Consider the following 24,061-nt stretch of genomic DNA (forward strand, 5'->3'; position numbering starts at 1 on the left):
AGCTTTTAGTTTCATCGGAACCGTCTCTCTTATTTGGGAGAAATAAAGATGTTGTTTCCGACAATTTTGTAATCAATAGGTATAGAGTTCTGCAATGATTTCAGTACGGATTCGATATTCGATTTCCGTTTCAGTACACCGGAGTAGGTCTTGTCCGGCCGGATGTCGGGAGACAGGATAATCTTCACTTCGTAGAAGCGTTCCAATGCTTTGGTGATGGTGAAGATATCGGCTTTCTGGAATGGAATCAGGTTGTCGTGCCATACGGCGTCCATCTTGGCGTCCACTTGTTTCACAGTCAGCCGTCCGTTGTTCTTGTTCAGTTCCGCACGCTGTCCGGGGGCGAGGATGATTTGCCCTTCTTCCTTGTTGCCCTTCACTTCGATTTCGCCTTCAATCAGTGTCGCTTCCGCTATCCGGCAACGTTTGTCGCATTTGAAGTTGAACGTTGTTCCCAATACACGCACACGCATGGCATCACTCTGTACGGTGAACGGCTTGTGGCGGTTTTTGGTGACTTCGAAGTAGGCTTCCCCTTCCAAGTATACGTTACGTTCCTTCTCGGAAAACTCACGCGGATATTTTAATGTTGCCGAGTTGTTCAGCCATACTTTGGTGCCGTCCGGCAGGACAACTTCTTTCACGATACCTTCGTTGGCGACGGCAACCATCACCTGCTGGTCGGTTCCGTTCTGATAGAACCAGTATCCGGCTCCGCCACCGATGACCAGCATCACGGCAACAGCAGCCGCGTATCTCATCCAGCGATGCATACGCAGTATCTTTTTTTGTTTTCCTTTCTCTTCGTCCAGCTTCTTGTAAAGCTGTTTTTCCGCACGTGCCATCCGTTGCCCGTCGGCATATTGGTTGAATTTACCCAAATGATAAACCTCTTCCATGCGGAATAACTGACGGGCATTTTCTTCCGATTCTTTCATCCAAGTATTTACTTCGACGAGCTCCTCTTCCGAACATTGTCCTGTCAGATATTTGTTGATTATATCTTCACTCAGATTACTCATTTTCTTTTCCTTCATATTAATAATACAATTCAGAACGCAAAAACACTTATCATTGTCGACATAAAAATAAGAAAAGAATCATCCAAAGCGGATTGAGACGACCGCGCAAGTACTTCAAAGCCTTGTACATATGTGCCTCTACTGTGCGGAGCGAAACTCCGAGAGCATCGGCTATCTCCTTGTTTTTCATGTCGTGCAGATAGCTGAGCTTGAAAACTTCCCTGCATTTGTCCGGCAGTTCGTTAATCGCATCGTGGATTTCTTTACGGAGCTCTCTGTCTTCAATCCGGCGGATCACTTCGTTGTTGTCCGGCTGGTAAAACTCGGCACGCCTTTGGTTGATTTCCTCCATGGCGGCACAGTAACCGTCTTCCACGTTCCGGTGCTTCAATACATTGAGGGCACGGGTATAGACGGCACGATAGAGGAAAGCCTGAATCTGGTCGCCTATCTCTATGTAGTCTTTCCGTCTCCATAGTTCTACAAACACATCCTGCACCACATCTTCAGCTTCTTCGTCTCCCACCAGGCGGGTGGAATAGAAGATGAGGCTGGGGTAGTACCTGCGGAATAACGTCTGATAGGTTACATCGAAGTTTTCATTCATTCTTTCAATAGTTTTGTTTGGGTTATTTTAAGGATTCTTTTCTTCGAAGATGACTCCGATTGCTTTGGGAGCCGCGCCCATTTCGAACTCGACGGTGGCTCCGCTCATGATTTGCTCATGAGTGAGGTACGTTTTGTCGTAGGGTTGTCCGTTTACTTTGATAGATTGTATGTAAATATTCTTCTTGCTCACATTGGGGGCAAGTACGGTGAAAGTCTTGCCGTTTGCCAGGTGCAACTGCATTTCCGGGAAGAGGGGAGTACCTATTTCATACTTTCCGCTGACGGGGTTTACGGGGTAGAATCCCATAGCGCTGAAAACGTACCATGCCGACATTTGTCCGCAGTCTTCGTTGCCGCAAAGACCGGCAGGCTCGTTCTTGTAGAGTTCGTTCATTACTTTGGATACGTAGTATTGAGTGCGGTCACTGAAGCCTATCGAGTTGAACAGGTAGATGACGTGATGGCTCGGTTCGTTGCCATGCGCGTACTGGCCTATCATTCCCGTGCTGAAGAGGGGAAGTTCGGCATCTGCTGCCGGATGGTAGGTGAACATGCTGTCCAGTTTTTCGGCAAATCTATTTTTACCGCCTACAAGGTCTATCAGTCCGTCAACGTCGTGTTGTACCGACCAGAAATATTGCCATCCGTTGCTTTCGCAGATGTGCGGGGTGTAGTCGTCGGCTTTGAAGTCTTTGATAAAGGCTCCCTTGTCATCGCGTGGCTGCATGAAGGAGGTGGCGGGATTGTAGACGTTCTTGTAGTTCTGCGAACGTTTGTAGAACGTGTCGGCGATGTCCTGCTTGCCCATCTTCTTTGCCATTTCGGCGATGCAGTAATCGTCGAAGGCATATTCCAATGTCTTGGATAACGACCAGTTTTCGGCGTTGTAGTTGTCGGTCACGTTGTAGGGGATGTATCCCAGTTCTTTGTAGAGCCCGATGCCGCGGTAGTTGTCGAGGTTGGCGGTTGCTACACAGGCGTTCAATGCTTTTTCCGCGTCAAAGTCGCCGATGCCTTTCAGGTAGGCGTCTACGATGACAGGGACGGCATGGTAACCAATCATCATGTCTGTCTCGCTTCCGTAGAAGTTCCACACGGGCAGGCGTCCGTTCTGTTCGTAGAAGGCGATGAAGGATTTCACCATGTCGTTGACACGTTCCGGTTCGGTGTAGGTGAAGAGGGGATGGGCGGCACGGTAGGTATCCCACAGGGAGAAAGTGCTGTAATTTACCCACCCGTCGGATTGGTGTAGCTTTTTGTCGGGGCCGTAGTAGGCTCCGTCTACATCACTGTAAATGGTGGGGGCAATCATTGAATGATAGAGGGCGGTGTAGAAGTTTACTTTGTCATTCTTGTTGTCGCCTTTTATTTCAATCTTTCCGAGTTGCCGGTTCCAGTTTGCTTTCGTTTCGGCGAGGTATTTGTCGAAGTCGTTTTCGGGCACTTCAGCTTGCAGGTTTTTGGCTGCGCCTTCCATGCTTGTGCCGGAAATAGCTGTGTTCACGAGAATCTGTTCGCCTTCCTTGGTGTTGAAGTCGAAGCGGGCGATGACGGCCGTGCCGATGCGCTTGTTTTCCTTGATGATGGCTGTCGTGTCCAGTTCCATTTTCTCAAAAGGACGGGAGAAGCGGGTGCGGAAATAGATGTGCTGGTCGCGTGCCCAACCGTCGGAGAAGCGGTATCCCTGGATGGTGACGGAGTCTATCACTTCGATATGTGAGTCGTTGGTGAAATCCCAGTTCATGGCTTTCTTCAGGTTTAAGAAGATGGCTGATTGGGCTTCGGGGAAGGTGTAACGCTGGATGCCGCAGCGTTCGGTTGCGGTCAGTTCGACGTTGATGTTGTAGTCTTTCAGGCGCACTTGATAGTAGCCTGCATAGGCACTCTCGTCCTCATGGGAGAATTTGGAGTGGATGCCCAGCGGAGCTTCGGCTTCTTTATAAGGCAGGGTGACGGGCATAAAGGAGATGTCGTATAAGTCTCCTGCTCCGGTGCCGGAGAGGTGCGTGTGGCTGAATCCGGCAATCGTGCTGTCCGGATAGAAATAGCCGGAGATACGGTCCCATCCGGGGAGTCCGTTGTCGGGACTGAGTTGTACCATGCCGAAAGGAGCTTGGGCGCCCGGGTAGGTGTTTCCGGTGAAGTCGGTTCCGATAAATGGATTTACATAAGATGTGTAATCTGTTTCGTGTTTATCTTGTGTAGGAGTACAAGAAATTAGCATGCAGGTTAACAGCAGGCATAGATAAGTGGATGTTTTCATCATTCTTCCGGTATTAGTGATTACTTATTTTATTTATTTGAAGGATAAGAAAAATAATTAATCTGCTTGCAAAGGTAGAAAAAAACTGTGACAAGCCTACTGTATGGACTTAATATTTTTTTAATGAGGAAGATGGGGCGCTGTTGTTGTGTTTTTGTTCCCCGGTGCCGGACACGTCCTTCCTCGGTGCCGAAGGGGGCCTTCCCCGGTGCCGGACGGTGTGTTCCCCGGTGGCGGAATCCGTGCCTAAAAAAATAGGAGCTGTTGGGAAGAACAGCTCCTATCTTTATTAATCTTTATCTTCTTGTTTTAGTCTTAGATTCCTGCAAGTTCCAGTACCTTTTCGACTGCCGCATTCAATCCGTCAACATTCTTGCCACCGGCAGTTGCGAAGTGTGGCTGACCGCCGCCACCGCCTTGAATCAGTTTGGCAGCTTCTTTCACCAGATTGCCGGCTTTCAGACCTGTCGCTACCAGATTGTCGCTCAGCATTACTGTCAGCATCGGCTTGCCGTGGTCTATACTTCCGGCTACGAAGAATAAATTCTCCGTAATCTCGCCACGAAGCTGGAAAGCAATGTTTTTCACTACTTCTGCCGGTAGCGGAGCGCAGAATTTGATAACTTTGATGCCGTGAACTTCTTGTACATTCTTCAGCAGTCTTTCTTTCAGGGCAGCTTCTTTTTCTTTCATGAAGTCTTCCACCTGTTTCTTCAATCCTGCGTTTTCATCAATGTACTTGCGGATGGCGATACCTAAATCAGGAGCATTGTTGAAGAGTGCCTTCAAATCGCTGAGTGTGTCCTGAACGGTGTCCAGGAGTTCCTCTACACGTGCTCCTGTGTAAGCTTCGATACGGCGGACACCGGCAGCAACGGAGCTTTCCGACATGATTTTCACCATACCGATGTTTCCGGTTGCAGCTACGTGCGTACCACCACAGAATTCGATGGAAGAACCGAACTGGATAACACGTACCTTGTCGCCATACTTTTCACCGAAGAGGGCGATAGCTCCCAGCTCCTTGGCTTCTTCGATAGGAATATTGCGGTACTCCTTCAAAGGTATGTTGGCACGGATTCTTGCGTTAACGATATGTTCCACTTTACGGATTTCTTCATCGGTCACTTTCTGGAAGTGGGAGAAGTCGAAACGTAATGAATCCGGAGTCACCAGCGAACCTTTCTGTTCGATATGCTCACCCAAGACTTCGCGCAGGGCAGCGTCCAGCAAGTGGGTGGCCGAGTGATTGGCTGCGCAGGCAGCACGTTTGTCAGTGTCTACACAAGCCATCATCGGAGCTTCCGGATGTTCGGGCAACTTTTTGGTAATATGTATCGGAAGGTTGTTTTCTTTCTTGGTGTCGACTACTTCAATCGTCTCGAACTCGCTTACCAATACACCGGTATCACCTACCTGGCCGCCACTTTCCGCATAGAACGGAGTGTAGTCAAGTACAATCTGATACAATGTCTGGTTCTTCTGTCTGATTTGGCGATAGCGAAGGATGGAAGCTTCGTATTCGGTATAGTCGTAACCGACAAATTCAGTCGTTCCTTCTTTCAGCGTAATCCAGTCACCGGTTTCGATGGCGGCAGCGTTGCGGGCGCGTTGTTTCTGTTGCTGCATCTCTTCGTTGAACTCTTCGATGTTGACGGTCATTCCGTTTTCGCGGAGAATCAACTCTGTCAGGTCGAGCGGGAAGCCGAACGTATCATATAAGGTAAAGGCGTCTTTACCGCTGATTTCTGTTTTTCCTGCCGCTTTCGTATCTTCCATGGTCTTGTCGAGCAAGCGGATACCTGTCTCCAGTGTACGCAGGAATGATTCTTCTTCTTCCTTGATTACCTTTTCGATCAGTGTCTTTTGTGCAATCAATTCAGGATAAGCGTCTCCCATGTTGTCGATGAGTACGGGCAGCAACTTGTACATGAATGCCTGCTTCTGTCCGAGGAACGTGTATCCGTAACGGACAGCACGGCGAAGGATACGGCGGATTACATAACCGGCCTTGGCATTGGACGGCAACTGACCGTCTGTGATAGAGAAAGCAATCGTACGGATATGGTCGGCAATCACGCGCATGGCGATGTCTTGCTGTTTGTCTTTTCCGTATTCTGTATTCGACATGGCTGCGATAGCTTTCAGCATCGGCTGGAATACATCTGTATCGTAGTTGGAAGTCTTGCCTTGCAATGCCATGCAGAGACGTTCGAATCCCATGCCGGTGTCGATAACTTTAGCCGGAAGCGGTTCGAGACTGCCGTCTGCCTTACGGTTATATTGCATGAACACGAGGTTCCAGATTTCAATCACTTGCGGATGGTCGTGGTTTACGAGGTCGCGACCGGAGATTTTGGCACGTTCTTCTGCCGGGCGAAGGTCGATATGGATTTCGGAACATGGTCCGCAGGGGCCTGTATCACCCATTTCCCAGAAGTTATCGTGCTTGTTACCGTTGATGATATGGTCTTTCGGCAGGAATTGTTCCCAGTAAGAAGCGGCTTCGTCGTCGCGGCCCAGTCCTTCTTCGGGGCTTCCTTCGAATACGGTGGCATAGAGGTGTTCCGGATTCAGTTTCAGCACGTCTACCAGATATTCCCACGCCCAGCCGATAGCTTCTTTTTTGAAGTAATCGCCGAACGACCAGTTGCCGAGCATCTCGAACATGGTGTGGTGGTACGTATCGTGTCCTACTTCTTCCAGATCGTTGTGCTTTCCGCTTACGCGCAGACATTTCTGAGAGTCCGCGACTCTCTGGTATTTCGCCGGGTGGTTTCCCAAAATAATATCTTTAAACTGGTTCATACCCGCGTTGGTAAACATCAGGGTAGGGTCGTCTTTTATCACCATAGGAGCCGACGGAACGATGTGGTGTCCTTTCGACTCGAAGAAATTCTTGAATGAATCTCTGATTTCTTTTGCAGTCAACATATCTTCTATATATCTATCGTTGAGGTTAATATTCTCAAAAAACTGTGCAAAGATAGCGTGTTTTTATTACTTTTGCCGTATTAACAAGCGAAATATTTCCAAAAAGATGCGCAAAGTATACTACATCTATAATCCACAGACCCAGACTTATGACCGAATTTACCCTACCGTCCGGCAGCGTGCACTTAGCATTTTACGCCGGCTTTTCTATGGAATGGGGTTGGGCGCAGGGTGTTTCATCGTGTTGCTCCTTATCTTCGGCTCTCCGTCGGAGAAAGAATTAAGAATCGAAAACAGCCGCCTTCTGGCACAGTATAACGTGCTTTCCCGTCGCTTGGACGATGCAATGGGAGTGCTTCAGGATATTCAGCAACGTGACGATAACCTCTATCGGGTTATTCTTCAGGCAGATCCGGTTTCTCCTGCTATCCGTCAGGCGGGGTATGGTGGCACGAACCGTTATGAGGAATTGATGGATTTGGCGAACTCCAAGTTGGTTGTGAATACGACTCAGAAACTGGACGTGCTCTCTAAGCGGTTGTATATTCAGTCAAAGTCTTTTGACGACGTGATAGATATGTGCAAGAATCACGATGAGATGTTGAAATGTATTCCGGCCATCCAGCCTATTTCAAACAAGGATCTTCGGCAGACGGCTTCCGGTTACGGCACGCGCATCGACCCTATTTATGGTACGACGAAATTTCATGCGGGGATGGACTTCTCCGCACATCCGGGAACGGACGTGTATGCTACCGGAAACGGAACTGTGGTAAAGGTAGGATGGGAAACCGGGTATGGAAATACGATTGAAATCGATCACGGCTTCGGTTATATGACCCGTTATGCACACTTGCAGGGATTCAATACGAAAGTAGGAAAGAAAGTGGTGCGTGGTGAGATTATCGGGAAAGTGGGCAGTACGGGAAAGAGCACTGGCCCGCATCTCCATTACGAAGTGCACGTGAAAGGGCAGGTCGTGAATCCGGTGAATTACTATTTCATGGATTTGAGTGCGGATGATTACGAGAAGATGATTCAGTTGGCTGCCAACCACGGTAAGGTGTTCGATTAATCTTCTAAAAAAGGAATGTTATGCTTCATACGGATAAAGAACTGAAACTATATTATTCAATAGGAGAGGTGGCCGATATGTTCGGAGTCAATCAATCCCTGCTCCGTTTTTGGGAAAAGGAGTTTCCTCAGATCTCGCCCAGGACAATAGGAAGAGGAATACGCCAGTACCGCAAAGAGGATGTGGAGACGATCGGGCTTATCTATCATCTGGTGAAAGAGAAAGGGATGACTCTTCCGGGAGCCCGGCAACGTCTGAAAGATAATAAAGAAGCTGCGATTCGTAATTATGAGATTGTGAACCGGCTGAAGGCGATAAAAGACGAACTGTTGGCTATCAAGGCGGAATTAGACCAAAGGTAGACGATAGCCTTTTTTCCAAAATCTACTTTGTTGAGTAAAAAATATAGGGCTGTTGTAACACTTGATTGTGTTGCAGCAGCTTTTTTCTTTATACTTTCATAATACTCTTATACAGTCTATTTAACAGTTGGTTATGCGATAATATAGGTATCGGCATCAGATAAAAAGTGTGTTCTTTATCATAAATGGTTTGTTACCTGTCAAATGCCCGAAAAAGCTCTTCTAAAACTATGGTAAATTCGTTTCTACTCCTATATTTGTGATGTGGTTTATTTGTTTTCATTCAAAGAAAAAAGGCTATGAAATACTCATTTATATACATATTATTTCTATCAATTTTTACTCCGTTGCATGCTCAGTATATGCAAACGATTAATTGTGATAACGGGCTAAGTAATCGGAGAGTCTTTCAGATTGTGAAAGACAAGTCTCATTTTATGTGGTTTGCAACGCGGGCAGGATTTGATCGGTATGATGGTAAGAATATCCGTCATTATACCTTGCCTCAGACCAAAGGCTCACGTATTTTTGGTTTAGCGACTTCATCTGACGGTGATATATGGGGATTTAGCAGTCATGGTAATCTGTATCATTATGATAAGGATAAAGACAGTTATAGTTTACAGTTGAGCCTTGATTCGCTTTTGCAAACGGATGAACCGTTCATTTTTAAGATCTATGTGGATACTCGCAACTCTATTTGGATTTGCTCCTCTCAAGGGCTTTACTGTTATTTTCCACAAGAGAAGAAGTTATCTGCGGTCACAGACTTGAATGGGAAAACCGTTTATGAAATAAATGAGTTGGAAACCGGTAGGTATGCGTTGTTTACCGGAGAAGGATTTTATCTTTTGAAAGTGGTGGATAAACCTTTTGAGGTGAATTTGCAGAGTGTACCCGACCGGGGAGTCGCCGTTTCACAGGTGCGCACCTCTTACTACGATGTTTCAAATAAAGAAATATGGCTGGGGAATTTTACCGGTGAACTTTATGTATATAAGTTTGAAGACCGGAAATTCATACCGGTTTCTCTTGGGGGCAATCATTATGCTGTCCGTTCTATGACGGCAGACGACCATGATAATATTATTGTCGGGACTGACGGTGGAGGAATTATGTTTATAGATAAGAATACACGTCAGGTTGTAGCGACAATGACTGAAAGCGAAGATCAGTCGAATGACTTGATTAGCAAGAACGTCTATGACATTTATTGTGATAAAGATGGGAAGATATGGATTGGAACCTATAACAGAGGCATTTGTGTATATAATCCGCATACGTTTGATGTGACTATGACACTGCATGAAAAAATGAATCCGAACTCATTGGCGCATAGTTATGTCAATGCTTTGCTTGAAGACAAAGATGGAGATATGTGGTATGCTAATAATAAAGGAGTAAGTGTGTTTATTACTTCTGCCTGTAAATGGAAACACTTTTTCACGCAGGACAACAGTATAATGTCTTTGTGTGAAGACCGTAATGGGAATGTCTGGGGGGCAGGTTTTTCGGCCGGTGTATATTCTTTGAATAAGCGTACCGGAAGTATGCGGCATTTTACAGTAGAATCTACTGGGAAAAAGATGGTGACGAATGATATTACTGCTATCTATGCCGACAGGGATAACGATATTTGGATTTCACAGTTCAAGGGAAATCTTTTGCGTTACAATCCCCGGGCGGATTCTTATGTTCAGGTTAATCTGCAATTTGTCAATACGTTTATAGAAAAGGATGCACAGACCTTGTTTGCCGGTACTCGTTCCGGACTTTATCTGATAAACAGAAGCAATAATAAGGTAGAGAAGATATCCGCCGGATCGCAAGTAGAAGGGAGTTTGGATAACCCTTATATCAATACAATGTATCTTGACCATAACGGAAAGTTGTGGCTGGGGACAGAGGGAGGACTTAGTTGTTATGATATACTGGCTAACCGTATTGTCAATATAAAAGGCTTTGAGAATTATACTATCTGCGGAATTTTGGCAGACCGCTTTTCACAACTGTGGATTAGTACGCATATGGGACTTATCCGGATGAATCCTCAAACGGGGCAGACTTATAAGTTTGGCATAGCAGATGGCTTTTTAAGTGAGGACTTTAATACTGGTGCGTATACCAGGCGGGCAAATGGTAATTTGGTTTTCGGTTCTCCTGTTGGCGCTGTTGAATTTTCTCCGGAGACGGCGATTACAAAAGTGACACAGCCGAAACTTTATTTTGACCAGTTCTCGCTGTTTAATCAGATTGTTTATCCGGGGATAAAAGGGACGCCTTTACAGAACACTATTGATGAGACAGAACAAGTTGTATTGAAGCATGACCAGAACACCTTCTCTGTCTCATTTGTAAATATCAATTTTAGTAATCCTGATAAATGGATGTTTAGCTGGAAACTGGAAGGGTTTGACAGGGAATGGAGTCTTCCTTCCAGTCTGTCTGTTGCATCATATAGTAATCTGGAGCCTGGGAGTTATAATTTACAGGTTCGTGTATTCAATGAAAATGATTCGTCTGTCAGTGAAATGCGTTCTATCGGCATAATTGTGCAGCCACCATTTTGGAGTAGTATTTATGCTTATGTCTTTTATGCATTACTGTCTTTATGGGTTGTTTATATGCTCTATCGTTATTTCACTAATAGGATGGCAGAAAGATCTTCTCGCGAACGTACCCGTTTCTTTATTGATACGGCACATAATATCCGTACACCGATAACTTTAATCAAGGCACCGTTGAATGAGTTGGAGCAGGAACAAGACCTGACTCCTCAAGGGCGGCATTTCCTTGATTTGGCGTTGAGAAATGTAGAGAAACTGAATTCACTGATAAACCAATTGATTGACTTGCAACGTGCCGAGTCAAATGCCTTGAAACTGACAATTACCCAATGTGAACTGGATAGGTGGTTAAGACGTAAGACGGAGAATTTCAAGCCGTTGGCAGACCAGAAAAATATAGTGTTGTCTTTCGAAGAGACAGGAAGAAGGGTGGAGGCATGGTTTGATACGGCAAAGATGGATACGATATTTGATAATCTGATGTCTAATGCGATAAAATATAGTCCGAATGGGAGTACTATACAGGTCATTTCTCATGCAGATGAAACTTCATGGGGCTTCACAGTTGCCGATAATGGGATAGGAATACCGGTAAAGGCACAGAAACACCTTTTCAAACGTTATTACCGGGCTGATAATGCGGTTAATACTTCAGAAACAGGAAGTGGTTTGGGATTGCTCATAACTCGTAGTCTGGTTTCTTTGATGCAAGGTAAAATCAGCCTTAAAAGTGAAGAGGGGAAGGGAAGTGCCTTTACTCTAAGGTTTAAAAATGGCAACGGGCATTTTCTTCCGGAAGATATGGTAGATGAGAAAGTAAATGATTCGGATGGTATTGATTCGGATAATGAGGAAATAGCAACGGATGTATTACCGGTATTGCTATTAGTGGAAGATAATGTCGAAATGTGTGAATATTTGTCGGCTAGTCTTTCTTCTCAATACCATATTCTTGTTGCGCACAACGGTGTAGAAGCTATGGAATTGTTGGGGGAACATTCTCCTCAAATTGTCCTTTCGGATATAATGATGCCATTGATGCGTGGAGACGAATTATGCAAGCGGATGAAATCTGATATGTCTTATTGCCACATTCCTGTTATTCTTATCACAGCGTTGGATGAGAAGTCAAATATTATAGCGGGATATGAAGCCGGTGCTGAGGACTATATCCTGAAACCGTTTGATATTGGCATATTGAAAGTGAAGATTGAAAGCATATTGAAGAATAGATTCCACTTGCAGGAAGCCTTTGCTGCTAGTACGGGCGAAGAGGAGATGGTGAAATATGCCAATAATATGGATAATGAATTTATGCAGAAGTCGGAACAGATTATTGAACGGTATTTGTCGGATGCTATGTTTTCGATTAATGTGTTCTGTTCTGAATTAGGCATGAGCCGTACATCTGTTTACAATAAATTGAAAGCGTTGACCGGACTTTCACCGAATGATTTTATTAAGATTATCCGGTTGAAAAAGGCGGCTGCATTATTGAGGGAACAGCGTTATTACGTTAGTGAGGTGGCTTATCTTACAGGCTTCCCTGACGTGAAATATTTTAGCGTAGCATTCAAGAAGCAGTTTGGAGTAACTCCCAAAAAATACAGCAGCGTGTATGTGAAAGATGAAAATTAACCTATAATAAATTAATATGTAATGAAAACAAGGCAAGAAAAAAAGATGTTCAGACACTATCTGATTCTGGTCGCTGTATTATGTCTGCCGATGGTGGCTTTTGCTCAGCGGGATATTACCGGAAGTGTTATTGATTCGTATGGTGAGCCGGTTGTAGGTGCCACTGTTACTGTGAAAGGTACGGCTAGTGGAACACTGACTACGGCAAATGGTACTTTCAGTCTGAAAGTACCTAAGGGAGGAGAGACATTAGTATTTTCTTTTCTCGGAATGGAGACTGTGGAGATTCCTTTTAATCGTAAGAATCTTGTTTATAAAGTTGTGATGAAAGAAGCCGCTATTGATATGGATGAGGTGGTGGTAATCGGATATGGAACCGTGGCAAGAAAGGATTTGACCGGTTCGGTCGCTACCTTATCCGGAAAATCTATTGCGAATATTCCAATGTCGAATACGGTTTCCGCCCTTACCGGACGTATGGCCGGAGTTAATATCACAACGACTGATGGTGCACCCGATGCGGAAGTTCAGATTAGAGTCCGTGGTGGAGGTTCTATTACACAGGATAACAGCCCGCTGTATATTGTTGACGGATTTCCGATGGACAGGATTTCTGATATCTCTCCCAATGATATAGAAACGATAGATATTTTGAAAGATGCTGCTTCTACCGCTATTTATGGAGCCAGGGGGGCGAACGGAGTGGTTATCATTACGACAAAATCCGCCCAGGCTGGTAAAACGGCTATCAGCTATAATGGCTATGCTCAGTATAAGAAGGTGGCGAAGAAATATGACGTGTTGGGTTCGTATGAATTTGTCAAACTGCAACATGAACTGTTAAGTCTTAAATACGGGGATGATATTAGTAACTTCCTGAATATTTATGGTGATGTGGATGACTTTGATATTTATAAGAATATTGCGGCAAGAGATACGCAGGATGAAATGTATGGACGGGATGCTTGGGGGCAGTCTCATAATATAAGTATTAGCGGCGGTTCGGATAAGACAAAATTTGCTGCCAGTTTTACTTATCTGAATGAAGATGCTATTTTGCTGAATTCTTCTTTTGAACGGTTTAATGCTAACTTTAAACTGAATCATCAGATTAGCCGTGCACTGAAGTTTGACCTCTCTGCTTATTATAGCAATGCTATTACGATGGGAGCCGGTACATCCGCAACTTCTTCCACACAAATAAAAAATGCGGTTAGTTTCCGTCCGGTCACAGGACGTGACACTCGGGGCGATATCAATATTGAAGAAGCGGCAGATGATGATATTGAAGCACTGAGTGAACTTTACGATCCGATTCTCCTTATTAATCAGGATTATAAGAAGCAGAAAAGGGAGGAACTGAATGTGAATACGGCTGTTTCCTGGAATATCAATAAAATGTTTACCTGGAAAAGCGAGTTTGGAATCCAAACAAGTGACCGGAAAACCGAACGTTACTATGGGCCGATTACGTATAACGGGCGAAAGAATGCCGGGAAGCCGGTTGCGGAAATTCAAAGCCAGGAAAGACCCCGTTGGCGTACGGCACATACCTTGAGTTTTAAGTTACGTAATCTGAAAAATATACATACATTAAGTGCGGTAGCCGGATTCGAGGCCATGTCCGAACAGAATCGTTCGATTATAAGCTCTTCCCGAATGTTTCCCGAAGACTTTACACCACAAATGGCATTTGACAGAATGCAGTCTGGTTCTACAGAGTATACAATAACCAATAATGGGGCGGATACCCGTCTGGCATCTTTCTTCGGACGGGCAAACTATACGTTGCGGGATAAGTATCTGTTTACTGCGACCGTGAGGGCTGACGGCTCTACGAAGTTTGCACCGGGTAATCAGTGGGGAATATTTCCTTCGGCAGCTTTTGCCTGGCGCATTTCAAGTGAACCGTTCTTGAAAAATGTGAGCCGGATTGATGATATCAAGATACGTCTCAGTTATGGTGAGGCAGGAAACAACCGTATTGATAATGATATGTGGCGACGCACATATGTGGGGGCTATCACTTCTCCGGTTGCGGGGATTGGTAATGTCCCGAATCTGTATTACGAAAATACGTCTTCAACATTGATTAATCCCAGCTTGAAATGGGAGACTACCATTACAAGAAACTTTGGTATTGATTATTCGTTCTTCGACAACCGGTTGTCCGGTACTATTGACGTCTATTGGAATACGACGAAAGACTTGCTGCTCAAATCTGTGGTGCCTGCTTCTTCGGGATATAATGACCAACTGAAGAATATTGGCCAGACTTCTAACCGGGGATTTGAGTTTTCTATCACGGGGCAGCTAATCCGTAGGAGGGACTTTTCTTTAACTGCAACATTGAATTTCTCTCTAAATAGAAATAAGGTGGATAAATTGGCGGGCGTCAATGAAACCTTCTATCGTAGCAACTGGGCGGAAGGACTCCGTGAAAGTGATGATTTTATATTGCGTGTGGGACAACCTACGGGGCTGATTTACGGTTATGTAACCGATGGTTTTTATCAGATAGATGATTATAGGCAAGGAGACGATGGCAAGTGGTATTTGAAAGAAGGTATTGCCAATTCACAAAGTATCACTCAGGCATATAATACGATTAATCAGGGAGCAGGTGTTCCCTCTCCGGGGTCTCTTAAATTGAAAAAGACTACTCCGGTAGACCCGAATAATCCGGATACCTATATGATTACTCCGAATGACCGTCAGGTGATTGGTAATACGAATCCCAAACATACCGGTGGATTAAACCTCTCGGCTGTGTATAAGAATCTGGATGTTTCGCTGTTCTTTAACTGGGTGTATGGTAATGATGTCTATAACGCAAATAAAATACAATTCACTACTCAATGGAAGAAAGACTATTATAATATGCTGTCTGATATGAGCAGTGCGAATCGTTTCAGATATATGGATGATGCGGGCAATAAAATAACTGATATGGAACAGCTTCGTGCGCTTAATGCTCATGCGAAAATCTGGAGTCCGGCCATGAAAATACCGGTTCTGCATTCATGGGCTATCGAAGATGGCTCTTTCCTTCGCCTGAATAATGTTACTGTTGGTTATACTTTGCCGGCTCAATGGACGAAAGCTGCGTTAATCAGCAGATGCCGCATTTATTGTACGGTAAACAATGTCTTTGTGTGGACTAAGTATTCCGGCTTTGATCCGGAAGTAAGTACTCGTTTGGATACTCCGCTGACTCCCGGAGTTGATTTCTCTTCTTATCCCAAGGCCAGAACATTTACCCTTGGAGCTAATATTACATTTTAAATCCTGAAGGCATGAAAACGATTAGAAAATATAGCATTTTACTGTTTGTAGGAATATTGGGAATTACTGCTTTCTCATGCAGTGATTTTTTGGATACGAGATCCGGTTCACAATTGACAGAACAGGATATATATCAGAATGAAGGGGATATTTATCGGGCTATTCTGAATATTTATGCTCAAATCTCTGAAGAGAAGTTATATGGACGTACTATTCCTTTGGTATTTGCTTTTAATACAGATATAGAGTTTGGTACTTGTAACGCGACGACCGATAATACGCGACGCGGAATTTGGGACTATTCTACCACGGATAATAATGAAGAATTAGTAAGCTGGGACTATATTTATAAGGCTATCAATACGGCGAATGAATGTATTGCCGGAATAGAGAATGGACCGCTTTTAGAACAGAATCCGGCTGATGTCCCGTCAACTTTGCGACAACTTTATGGAGAAGCAAAAGGGCTCCGTGCCATGCTTTATCTTGATTTGGTACGTGCTTGGGGGGATGTCCCTTTCAAACTGACACCAACTATGCCGGATGATAATTTTTATCAGAAAGTGACACCACGTACCGAAATACTTGAAACGTTGATTAATGATTTGATTATGGTAGAACCTGCCATGCTGTATGCTTCTGAAATATCTCAAAGTGTGGAGCGGATGAACCGTGGTGCTGTGCAAGGGCTGATTGCCCGTATGGCATTGACGCTGGGAGGGTATACATTGATGCCGGACTATACTAATCCGGCTTCTCCGGGAGAAATCAGGCGGATGAAAGAGGATAATTATCTGGATTATTACGAGATAGCGAATACATATTGCCGTAAACTCCGTGATTCCGGAAAACATACTTTGGCTAATACTGACTTTCTGCAAGTATTTAAGAACCAATGTGAGGAAGTATATCCATCAAACGAAGATATGTTATTTGAAATTCCTTATGCGACAACTTATAGCGGTAGTGTAGGGGTGATTATCGGTCATAAGATAGAAGGCAGCTCTCATATCGCTTATGGAAAATCGGATGGTTGGTATTATGCTACTTTACCTTATCACGCTTCGTTTGACTATAAGGATACACGGCGGGATGTGACTTGTGCTCCATACAAATGGGCATGGAATGATGAAAAGGGATATATAGAACAGGTCTTTACCGAGTGGAGGTCGATTTATATTGGCAAATGGTCTAAGATGTGGATGAAAACTCCTCAAGGACCGAATGTGCAGTATAGTTCGGGAATCAATTGGCCTGTAATACGGTATGCCGATGTACTTTTGATGTTGGCTGAAACGGAAAATGAATTACATGACGGACCGACGGACGATGCGCGTGATGCACTGAAAGAGGTACGTCGCCGGGCATTTAAGGCAGAAGACCATGCACGGAAAGTAGATGCTTATGTGGATGCTTTGGATGACCATGATGCTTTCTTTGATGCCTTGGTTGATGAACGTGCTTGGGAATTTGGCGGTGAGAGTATCCGGAAATATGATTTGATCCGATGGAATCTTCTTCAGAAGAAGATACAGGATATGAAAGCAAAATTAGTAGAAATGAAAGGTAATGGTGATTATCCCCAATCGGTTTATGTAAAGACTAATAACGATGGTACTCTAGAGATACTGAATTTCGACAATTCTCTAGCGAGTGCTCCTTCCGGGTATACCAAGAAAGCATGGGCAAGTGCTACCGCTGATAATAACGGAGTGCCGAACACAACTTTTGTGAAGAGCTATAAGGATGAATATATTAATGCTACTCCAATGGTGTATATTCTTCCGTTGCATAAGGATGTGATAACGGACAGCCGGGGAGTTTTGAAGAATTATTACGGACATTAATGATGAAGTAAGATGAAGAAGAACTATTTTATATATTTGGTATTGGTAGCAACCTGTTTGATTGTATTTCCGTTTATTATGGCAGGCTGTGATGAAGATGAGCTGGCTACTCCTCGTCTTTTTAAACCGAAAAGCTTGAAGGCTGAGGCTTATTATGATGGTCTTATTGCTACTTGGGTAGGGACGGAAGGCGCTCAAGGATACAGACTGGAAATAGCTTCCGATGAGAACTTCACGACAATTGACAGGGTGATTGATACTGACGGAAAGACCCGGACGGCAACACTGACTAATTTAGCGGAGAATCATCTTTATTATCTTAGATTATGCGGTATCATGGAAGATGAATCTTTGAATTCCAAATATATCTATGCAGAAGTGACTACTGGCATTGCTTATTCCATTTTCTTGCCCGTAGAAGAAGAAAATCTGTCTTTTAGGACTGCTAAATTGGAATGGCGGGAATTTGTAGAGGCTGATAAAATAAAGATTGAGCATACTTCCGGCATTTCCCCAGAAAGGGAACAGATGTTAACCGAGGATGACCTTGTTTCTCAAAGTGTGTTGATTACCGGATTGAGTGAAGGGCAGAGTTATAAGGTGACTTTGTATGGCGGAGAAGAATCTTTCGGAGTGATGTGTTTTACCATGCCTGTCAAACCGGAGGGGACAATCACAATAGACGCTTCAAATGCCGCTTCGTTGCAGACACTTATAGATGATGCGCCGGCTGGTACAACAATCATGTTTACCGGTGAAGCGGTGTATGATTATAGTCAGGAGCATATTTATATCAGAAAGAATATTGTCTTAACGGGTGAACCGGGGGTAACACGCCCCGTACTTTATACAAAAGGTATCTTGTTGTCAGGTGATGCTCCTTCTACTTCCATTGAGGAGGTTACTTTACAGCGTATTGAATTTTCAGGAATGGCATGGGACGGACAGAATGAGAACATAACAGATGAGCCTGCTGCCCAACTGATAGGTGTTGATTTGAAGAATATATCAGAACTTCTTGTAACTAACCTAAGGGTGAAAGACTGTGTGGTGAGGAACTTTGCAAATTCATTTATTGAATTGATTTCCGGTGTTACTTCTTCTTCCAGGAAGGTTAGAATTCAGGCACTTGAGGTTGATAATATACAAGCTTATGATTTGGGACGTAATAAGACAGGGTATGCGTCCTTTATAAGCATTACCAGTAAAAAGGACTGCAATGCCTTCTGTCAGAAGTACATGATTCGTAACAGTACATTCCATCATTTGATGAGAGGACTTATTGAGGCGCGTGTCTTTGATACAATTGATGGTTATAATAATCCGACAGTAACAATAGAGAATTGTACATTTGATGAAATCGGGAATAATCAGCCGATGATGGAAGGAAGTTGGTTGGGTACTAATAATGATATGACAAAGCCTTTCCTGGATTTTAAGGTGTCTGGCGTAACGGCATCTATTAAGCCGGAAATAGACGGATGTTTATTCGGAGAAATGTATGCACGGAAAATAGCGAATAAATTTGTTCAGGGAGTAACTTTGGTCGTTGATAATTCATATATGCTTACTGTTTCTAAAGGTAAGTTTTCGGGGGATTCCACAGTTAAAGCCTTGTTGGATCTTGGAGGAACTGCTGATAGTATTTTCCCCGACAGGGATGGATATAATTATAGAATCTCACCGGATGCGGGGATCGGTAATATCGGTGATCCGAGATGGTATTAATCATTTTTGAAATAACCTAATTAAATATATGTATAAGCAAAATTCAATGAAACAGTATATTGTCCAACTTCTTTTGTTGATATTTCCGGTATTAAGTATGGCTCAGAATTTGGACGTGCCTAAGCAATCAGTCTATCAGGTGCGGGATAAGATGGAGATTCAGACTTTGAACGGAAAATGGAAGTTCAAATATGTTGCGAATAAAAATATCCCGTCATCTTTGTCGGGCTTTGTGGAAACGAACTTCGATGATTCGTCGTGGGACTATATAACTGTTCCGTCCAATTGGGAGACTGAGGGTTTTAAAACTCCGCAATATGGTGCGGATATTGTTGAGTCGTGGGGGCTGTACCGGACTACATTCAAAGCAAATCCGGTGTGGAAAAACAGACATGTAATTCTTCGTTTTGATGGTGTACAATTCGGTTATGAAGTGTTTGTAAATGGGCATTACGCCGGAAGATGGGGAAGCTCTTTCAATCCGTGTCAGTTTGATATAACATCATTTTTGCATTTTGATCGTCCGAATGTACTTGCTGTAAAAGTGAGTACCCGATCTAAGGGCTGGCGGTTTGACCTAAACGACTGTTGGGCGCTTGCCGGAATCTTTAGGGATGTCGAATTATTTTCAGTTCCGAATCTGCATCTGAAAGATGTCACGTTTGTGAGCAAACTGGAGGATAATGAACAGGCTTCTCTTACTTTCAAGATTGATGTGGCTACTTTTAAGACATTGGACAATAGTGAGCAGTATCGTGCACAAGTGTTGTTTTATGATAAGACTGGGAGACATTTATTTTCTTCTTCACAATCAATAGAGTTGAAAGGGGATAGTCAGTTGTTGCAGTTTGATTGGAATTTGCCGAATCCTCACTTGTGGACTGCGGAAACACCTTATCTTTATAGGATGGAGGTGCGGATTGTGAACAGTAAGAATGAGGTTATTCAACAAATAAGTGAGAATGTAGGTGTACGGGAAGTTATGGTGAAAGATGGTATCCTGTTAGTAAATAACACCCCGGTGCTTCTGCGTGGTACTTGTCATAATGAAATAGATCCGGTTCACGGGCGGGCATTGACTACCACCGATCGGTTGAACCAGTTGAAAATGATGAAGGCAGCTAATGTGAACTTTATCCGTACTGCACATTATCCGTTCCATCCTGATTTTCATAAGATGTGTGATGAAATGGGATTTTATGTCTGTTGCGAGGTGCCATTCGGCTATGGTGATTCTAACTTGTATAAAGAGGAATTTACAACAGAACTCTGCACAAGGGCAGAAGCTACATTGACCAGGGACAAGAATCATCCTTCTATTATCATGTGGACAATCGGGAATGAGAATCCCTATACGGATGTAGTGGAGAAAGTTGTGCAGTATGTTAAACAGAAGGATCCGACGCGTCCGCGTGCTCTTCCGATGGCAGGAAATTATTTTCTGGAGAACCGGGAACGTCTGAGTGATAATCTTGATATTTATGCGTTTCATTATCAGTCTGCTCAGACTGTGGCGAAGATTGCTGATTTAAAACAAAAACCGGTGATTACAACCGAATATAGCCATGCTTTAGGACTTGCTTTTGATGCTTTGGAAAGTCAGTTTGATACAATTCTGAGTAGGAAAAATATAGCCGGAGGCTCAGTATGGTGTTGGAGCGACCAGGCGTTATTGAGGAATCGGACGAAAGAGGATTTTATGCGTGATTCAGTACCTATGGGTATATGGCTTGATTCTCTTCGATATCTTGATAGCTATAATGATAAAGGGACGGATGGAATTGTCTATGCTGATGGGTATCCTCAGGAAGACTATTGGCAATTGCGTAAGGTTTATTCTCCGATAGTAGTATTGGATAAAGAGATCGGCATCCGTAAAGGGAAGCAGAATATTAAGTTGACAGTTGAAAACAGGTTTGATTTTATTTCTCTTGCTGGTTATCGTTGTAACTGGCAGATACGGAATCTATCAAGAGAACTGTGTAATGGTTCTGTCGAACTGTCTGCTCCGGCCAGACAACAGGAGACTATTTCCTTGCAGTGTATATTTCCTGCTGATATTGAAAATAATGATTGCATGCTTTATCTGGCAGTGACGGATAATACGGGAGCACCTGTGTACGAGAAGTCGATACCTCTTTGGGTTGATAATCAGAGGCCTGACTACCCGAATTTATTGAATCGTATTCCTGAACAGAAGCGTTTTAAGGTAAAGAAATCATCAGTAGCACTTTCTGTCCAGGGAGAGGATTACCAGTTTGTAGTTGATAAAAATGGAAAGGTCACTATTCTGGATGTTGATAAGAGGAAAGTGATGGATACTTATCTGTATCTGAGAGTAGGACGTAAACAGAGCATTAATATAGTGAACTTTCTAATGCGTAAAAAGGCATTTGGCTGGGAACCGTATCTTCTGACACCAGAGGTGAAAGAGTTCGTATGCGTGGAAGAGAAAGGAAAAGTGTCTGCCAAGTTACGTTGCCAATGGTCCAGAACTGACAAGACAGGTGAATATATAGAAGGGGATGTGACACTTTCTGTAACTAAGAATGGAGTGATGACGGTCAATTATGATCTTGTTCCATACCATGCAACAGGAATCTTATGGGAGTGTGGCCCTACATTCGCTCTTCATCCTTCAATAGAGACATTCCGTTGGTTGGGGAACGGGCCTTATACTTCCACTCCTGGTAAGACCGCTTATAACGAAAGGGATGTTTGGGCTTTACATAAAGATGATATGCATTTTATGGGGAATCGTGGTTTAGTGGATGCGGCAGTATTATTGGATAATGAAAATACGGGGATTGGTTATATAGGTTCCTCTTCGGATTTGGCTGTCGAGAAGATAGGGGAAGCTATTTATATTACAGATAATGCTATTGTTTCTTCTTATGGAACGAAGCTTTCGCAGCCTGTTGTAAACAATAAAGCTGATAAAGTGAAAAACATAAAAGGAAAATTTAGTTTGATGCTGGTAGGTAAAGAGGGGAATATGCTATTGACTCCACTGTTCTCTCCTTATTCGGAAGTCTTGCCTAATATGCATTTTTTGAAAAGTTATGGACATTAAGAAACCTTGGTAATTTTGACTATATGAAGATAATAAAAATATTGATAGCAGGATGTTTCTCATGCGTGGCTTCTTTATCAATGGGCGCTGTGGATGTTTTGTCCTTTGGGGCGAAAGGCGATGGAAAAACATTGGATACCGCTGCTATTCAAAAGGCTATTGATAAAGCGGCTGAACGGGGTGGAGAGGTTCGTTTCTCTACCGGAACCTATCTGACGGGAACATTAGTCTTGAAGGATAATGTTACATTGTACCTTGAACGGGGGGCTGTCTTGCTGGCCAGTACCCGTTTGGAAGACTATCCGCCCACACCTTCCCGTTATATTTCCCATATTAATAGATATACGCATTCCAGTCTTATTTATGCGGAAGGAGTGAAGAATATATCAATAATCGGTGAGGGAATTATTGACGGACAAGGGACTCATCCTAATTTTAAAGCGGATGAAAAGGATGAACTTAAATCGATACTCAGGCGTCCTTATATTATTCGCGTCATCAGTTGTGACCGGGTAAATATAAATGGGGTTACTTTACGGAACTCACCCGCCTGGATGCAGCATTACCTGGATTGTAGCAATCTTTTGGTGGATGGCATTACTGTATTTAATCATGGAAATTATAATAATGACGGTATCGATATCGATAATTGTAAGAACGTCCGTATAGTTAATAGCTGTTTTGATACGGATGATGATGCAATCTGCTTTAAAACAACGAATGCTACCGGTAAATGTGAAAATGTAGTGGTGGCGAATTGTGTGATTGCTTCTAATTGCAATGCCTTGAAATGGGGGACAGAAACGAATGGGGCGTTTTTAAACTTTACGGTTAATAACTGTTCTTTGTGGCGGTCGGACTATTCTACCATTTATCCTCGGAATGAACGAACTTTGGGAGCCATTGCTTTAGAAACGGTTGATGGAGCTTTGGTTGATGGAATACATATAGATAATATTGTTTCTAATGGGTTCATGACTCCTATTTTCATTCGTTTGGCGGATCGGGGACGTAATTATTATGACGGCGGTCCTTCCCAGCCAGCCGGAATACTGCGGAATGTGAGTATTTCAAATATGACTGCAAGGATGCATGGTCTTGTGACCAGTTCTATTTCAGGCTTGGCAGACCATCCGGTACAGAATGTGAGTTTGGAGAATATTCACATTATTTGTGAAGGTGGGGGCTCCGAAGAAGATGCTTTTCGCCGGAATATCGGTGACCGTAATAAAGAGTATCCTGAAACATTGATTTTTGCTGATGTGCCGGCTTATGGACTTTTTGTCCGTAATGTGGAAGGACTTAGGATGCAGAATATGTTTTTGGAAGTTCAGAATAAAGATCCTCGAAGTGCCCTTTACTGTGAAAATGTAGCTAATATGAGCTTGCATTGTTTTACATTCGGGAATCCGGCTGATGAGACTCCTCTTATTATTTTGAATCAATGCAGGAATATACAGATTAGCGGTAATCTTCCGATAGGGCATAACGATAACATGCTACAGGTTGAGGGAACGGATAGTAGTCATATCCTGCTTTACAACAATGATTTGTCGGTGTATAAGAAACCGGTGGTGTTTGAGCGGGGAGCAGGAAAAGAGGCTGTAAGGCTTACTGGTAATTTCTAATATGAATAAATAAACAGTTTTTGATAGGAT

At 43.6% G+C, this 24,061-nt stretch carries 12 protein-coding genes; 8 read left to right on the forward strand and 4 right to left on the reverse strand.

Annotation, left to right across the window (positions count from 1 at the left end; all coding sequences use genetic code 11):
- Positions 1-29: 29 nt before the first annotated feature.
- From ACGHVY_RS19235 to alaS, 4 genes are all read right to left on the reverse strand, one after another.
- On the reverse strand, positions 30-1,037 hold the full coding sequence (locus ACGHVY_RS19235) for a FecR domain-containing protein (protein ID WP_308745617.1): 1,008 nt from the start codon (positions 1,035-1,037) through the stop codon (positions 30-32).
- A 34-nt stretch (positions 1,038-1,071) separates the two neighbouring features.
- Positions 1,072-1,629, reverse strand: coding sequence for an RNA polymerase sigma-70 factor (locus tag ACGHVY_RS19240; protein ID WP_390600755.1), 558 nt, complete (start codon positions 1,627-1,629; stop codon positions 1,072-1,074).
- A 27-nt stretch (positions 1,630-1,656) separates the two neighbouring features.
- Entirely contained in the window at positions 1,657-3,894 is a 2,238-nt protein-coding gene (locus tag ACGHVY_RS19245) for a GH92 family glycosyl hydrolase (RefSeq protein WP_390600988.1), read from the reverse strand.
- 315 nt (positions 3,895-4,209) lie between these two features.
- On the reverse strand, positions 4,210-6,828 hold the full coding sequence (gene alaS / locus ACGHVY_RS19250) for an alanine--tRNA ligase (protein ID WP_390600758.1): 2,619 nt from the start codon (positions 6,826-6,828) through the stop codon (positions 4,210-4,212).
- 106 nt (positions 6,829-6,934) lie between these two features.
- On the opposite strand from alaS, the gene ACGHVY_RS19255 reads away from it, so the two are divergent.
- The 8 genes from ACGHVY_RS19255 (at position 6,935) to ACGHVY_RS19290 (ending at position 24,031) form a co-directional block, all read left to right on the forward strand.
- Positions 6,935-7,903, forward strand: coding sequence for a M23 family metallopeptidase (locus ACGHVY_RS19255; RefSeq protein WP_303910852.1), 969 nt, complete (start codon positions 6,935-6,937; stop codon positions 7,901-7,903).
- 20 nt (positions 7,904-7,923) lie between these two features.
- Positions 7,924-8,265, forward strand: coding sequence for a MerR family transcriptional regulator (locus tag ACGHVY_RS19260; RefSeq protein WP_308745621.1), 342 nt, complete (start codon positions 7,924-7,926; stop codon positions 8,263-8,265).
- 362 nt (positions 8,266-8,627) lie between these two features.
- Positions 8,628-12,470: a two-component regulator propeller domain-containing protein gene (locus ACGHVY_RS19265; RefSeq protein ID WP_390600761.1), complete on the forward strand. Its 3,843-nt coding sequence runs from the start codon at positions 8,628-8,630 to the stop codon at positions 12,468-12,470.
- Positions 12,471-12,491: 21 nt separating this feature from the next.
- Positions 12,492-15,755, forward strand: coding sequence for a SusC/RagA family TonB-linked outer membrane protein (locus tag ACGHVY_RS19270; RefSeq protein ID WP_390600763.1), 3,264 nt, complete (start codon positions 12,492-12,494; stop codon positions 15,753-15,755).
- An 11-nt stretch (positions 15,756-15,766) separates the two neighbouring features.
- Positions 15,767-17,602 carry a RagB/SusD family nutrient uptake outer membrane protein gene (locus ACGHVY_RS19275; protein ID WP_390600765.1) on the forward strand — a complete coding sequence of 612 codons (1,836 nt, stop codon included), beginning with the start codon at positions 15,767-15,769 and terminating at the stop codon, positions 17,600-17,602.
- A gap of 12 nt (positions 17,603-17,614) precedes the next feature.
- Positions 17,615-19,330, forward strand: a complete 1,716-nt coding sequence (locus ACGHVY_RS19280) for a hypothetical protein (protein WP_390600767.1) — start codon at positions 17,615-17,617, stop codon at positions 19,328-19,330.
- A gap of 46 nt (positions 19,331-19,376) precedes the next feature.
- A complete protein-coding gene (locus ACGHVY_RS19285) occupies positions 19,377-22,403 on the forward strand; it encodes a glycoside hydrolase family 2 TIM barrel-domain containing protein (protein WP_390600770.1) in 3,027 nt (1,008 codons plus the stop codon).
- 23 nt (positions 22,404-22,426) lie between these two features.
- Complete coding sequence (locus tag ACGHVY_RS19290; RefSeq protein WP_390600773.1) at positions 22,427-24,031, forward strand: glycoside hydrolase family 28 protein; 1,605 nt, start codon at positions 22,427-22,429, stop codon at positions 24,029-24,031.
- Positions 24,032-24,061: the final 30 nt, after the last annotated feature.

The organism is Bacteroides sp. f07 (genome assembly GCF_042854785.1).
Lineage (GTDB): Bacteria > Bacteroidota > Bacteroidia > Bacteroidales > Bacteroidaceae > Bacteroides.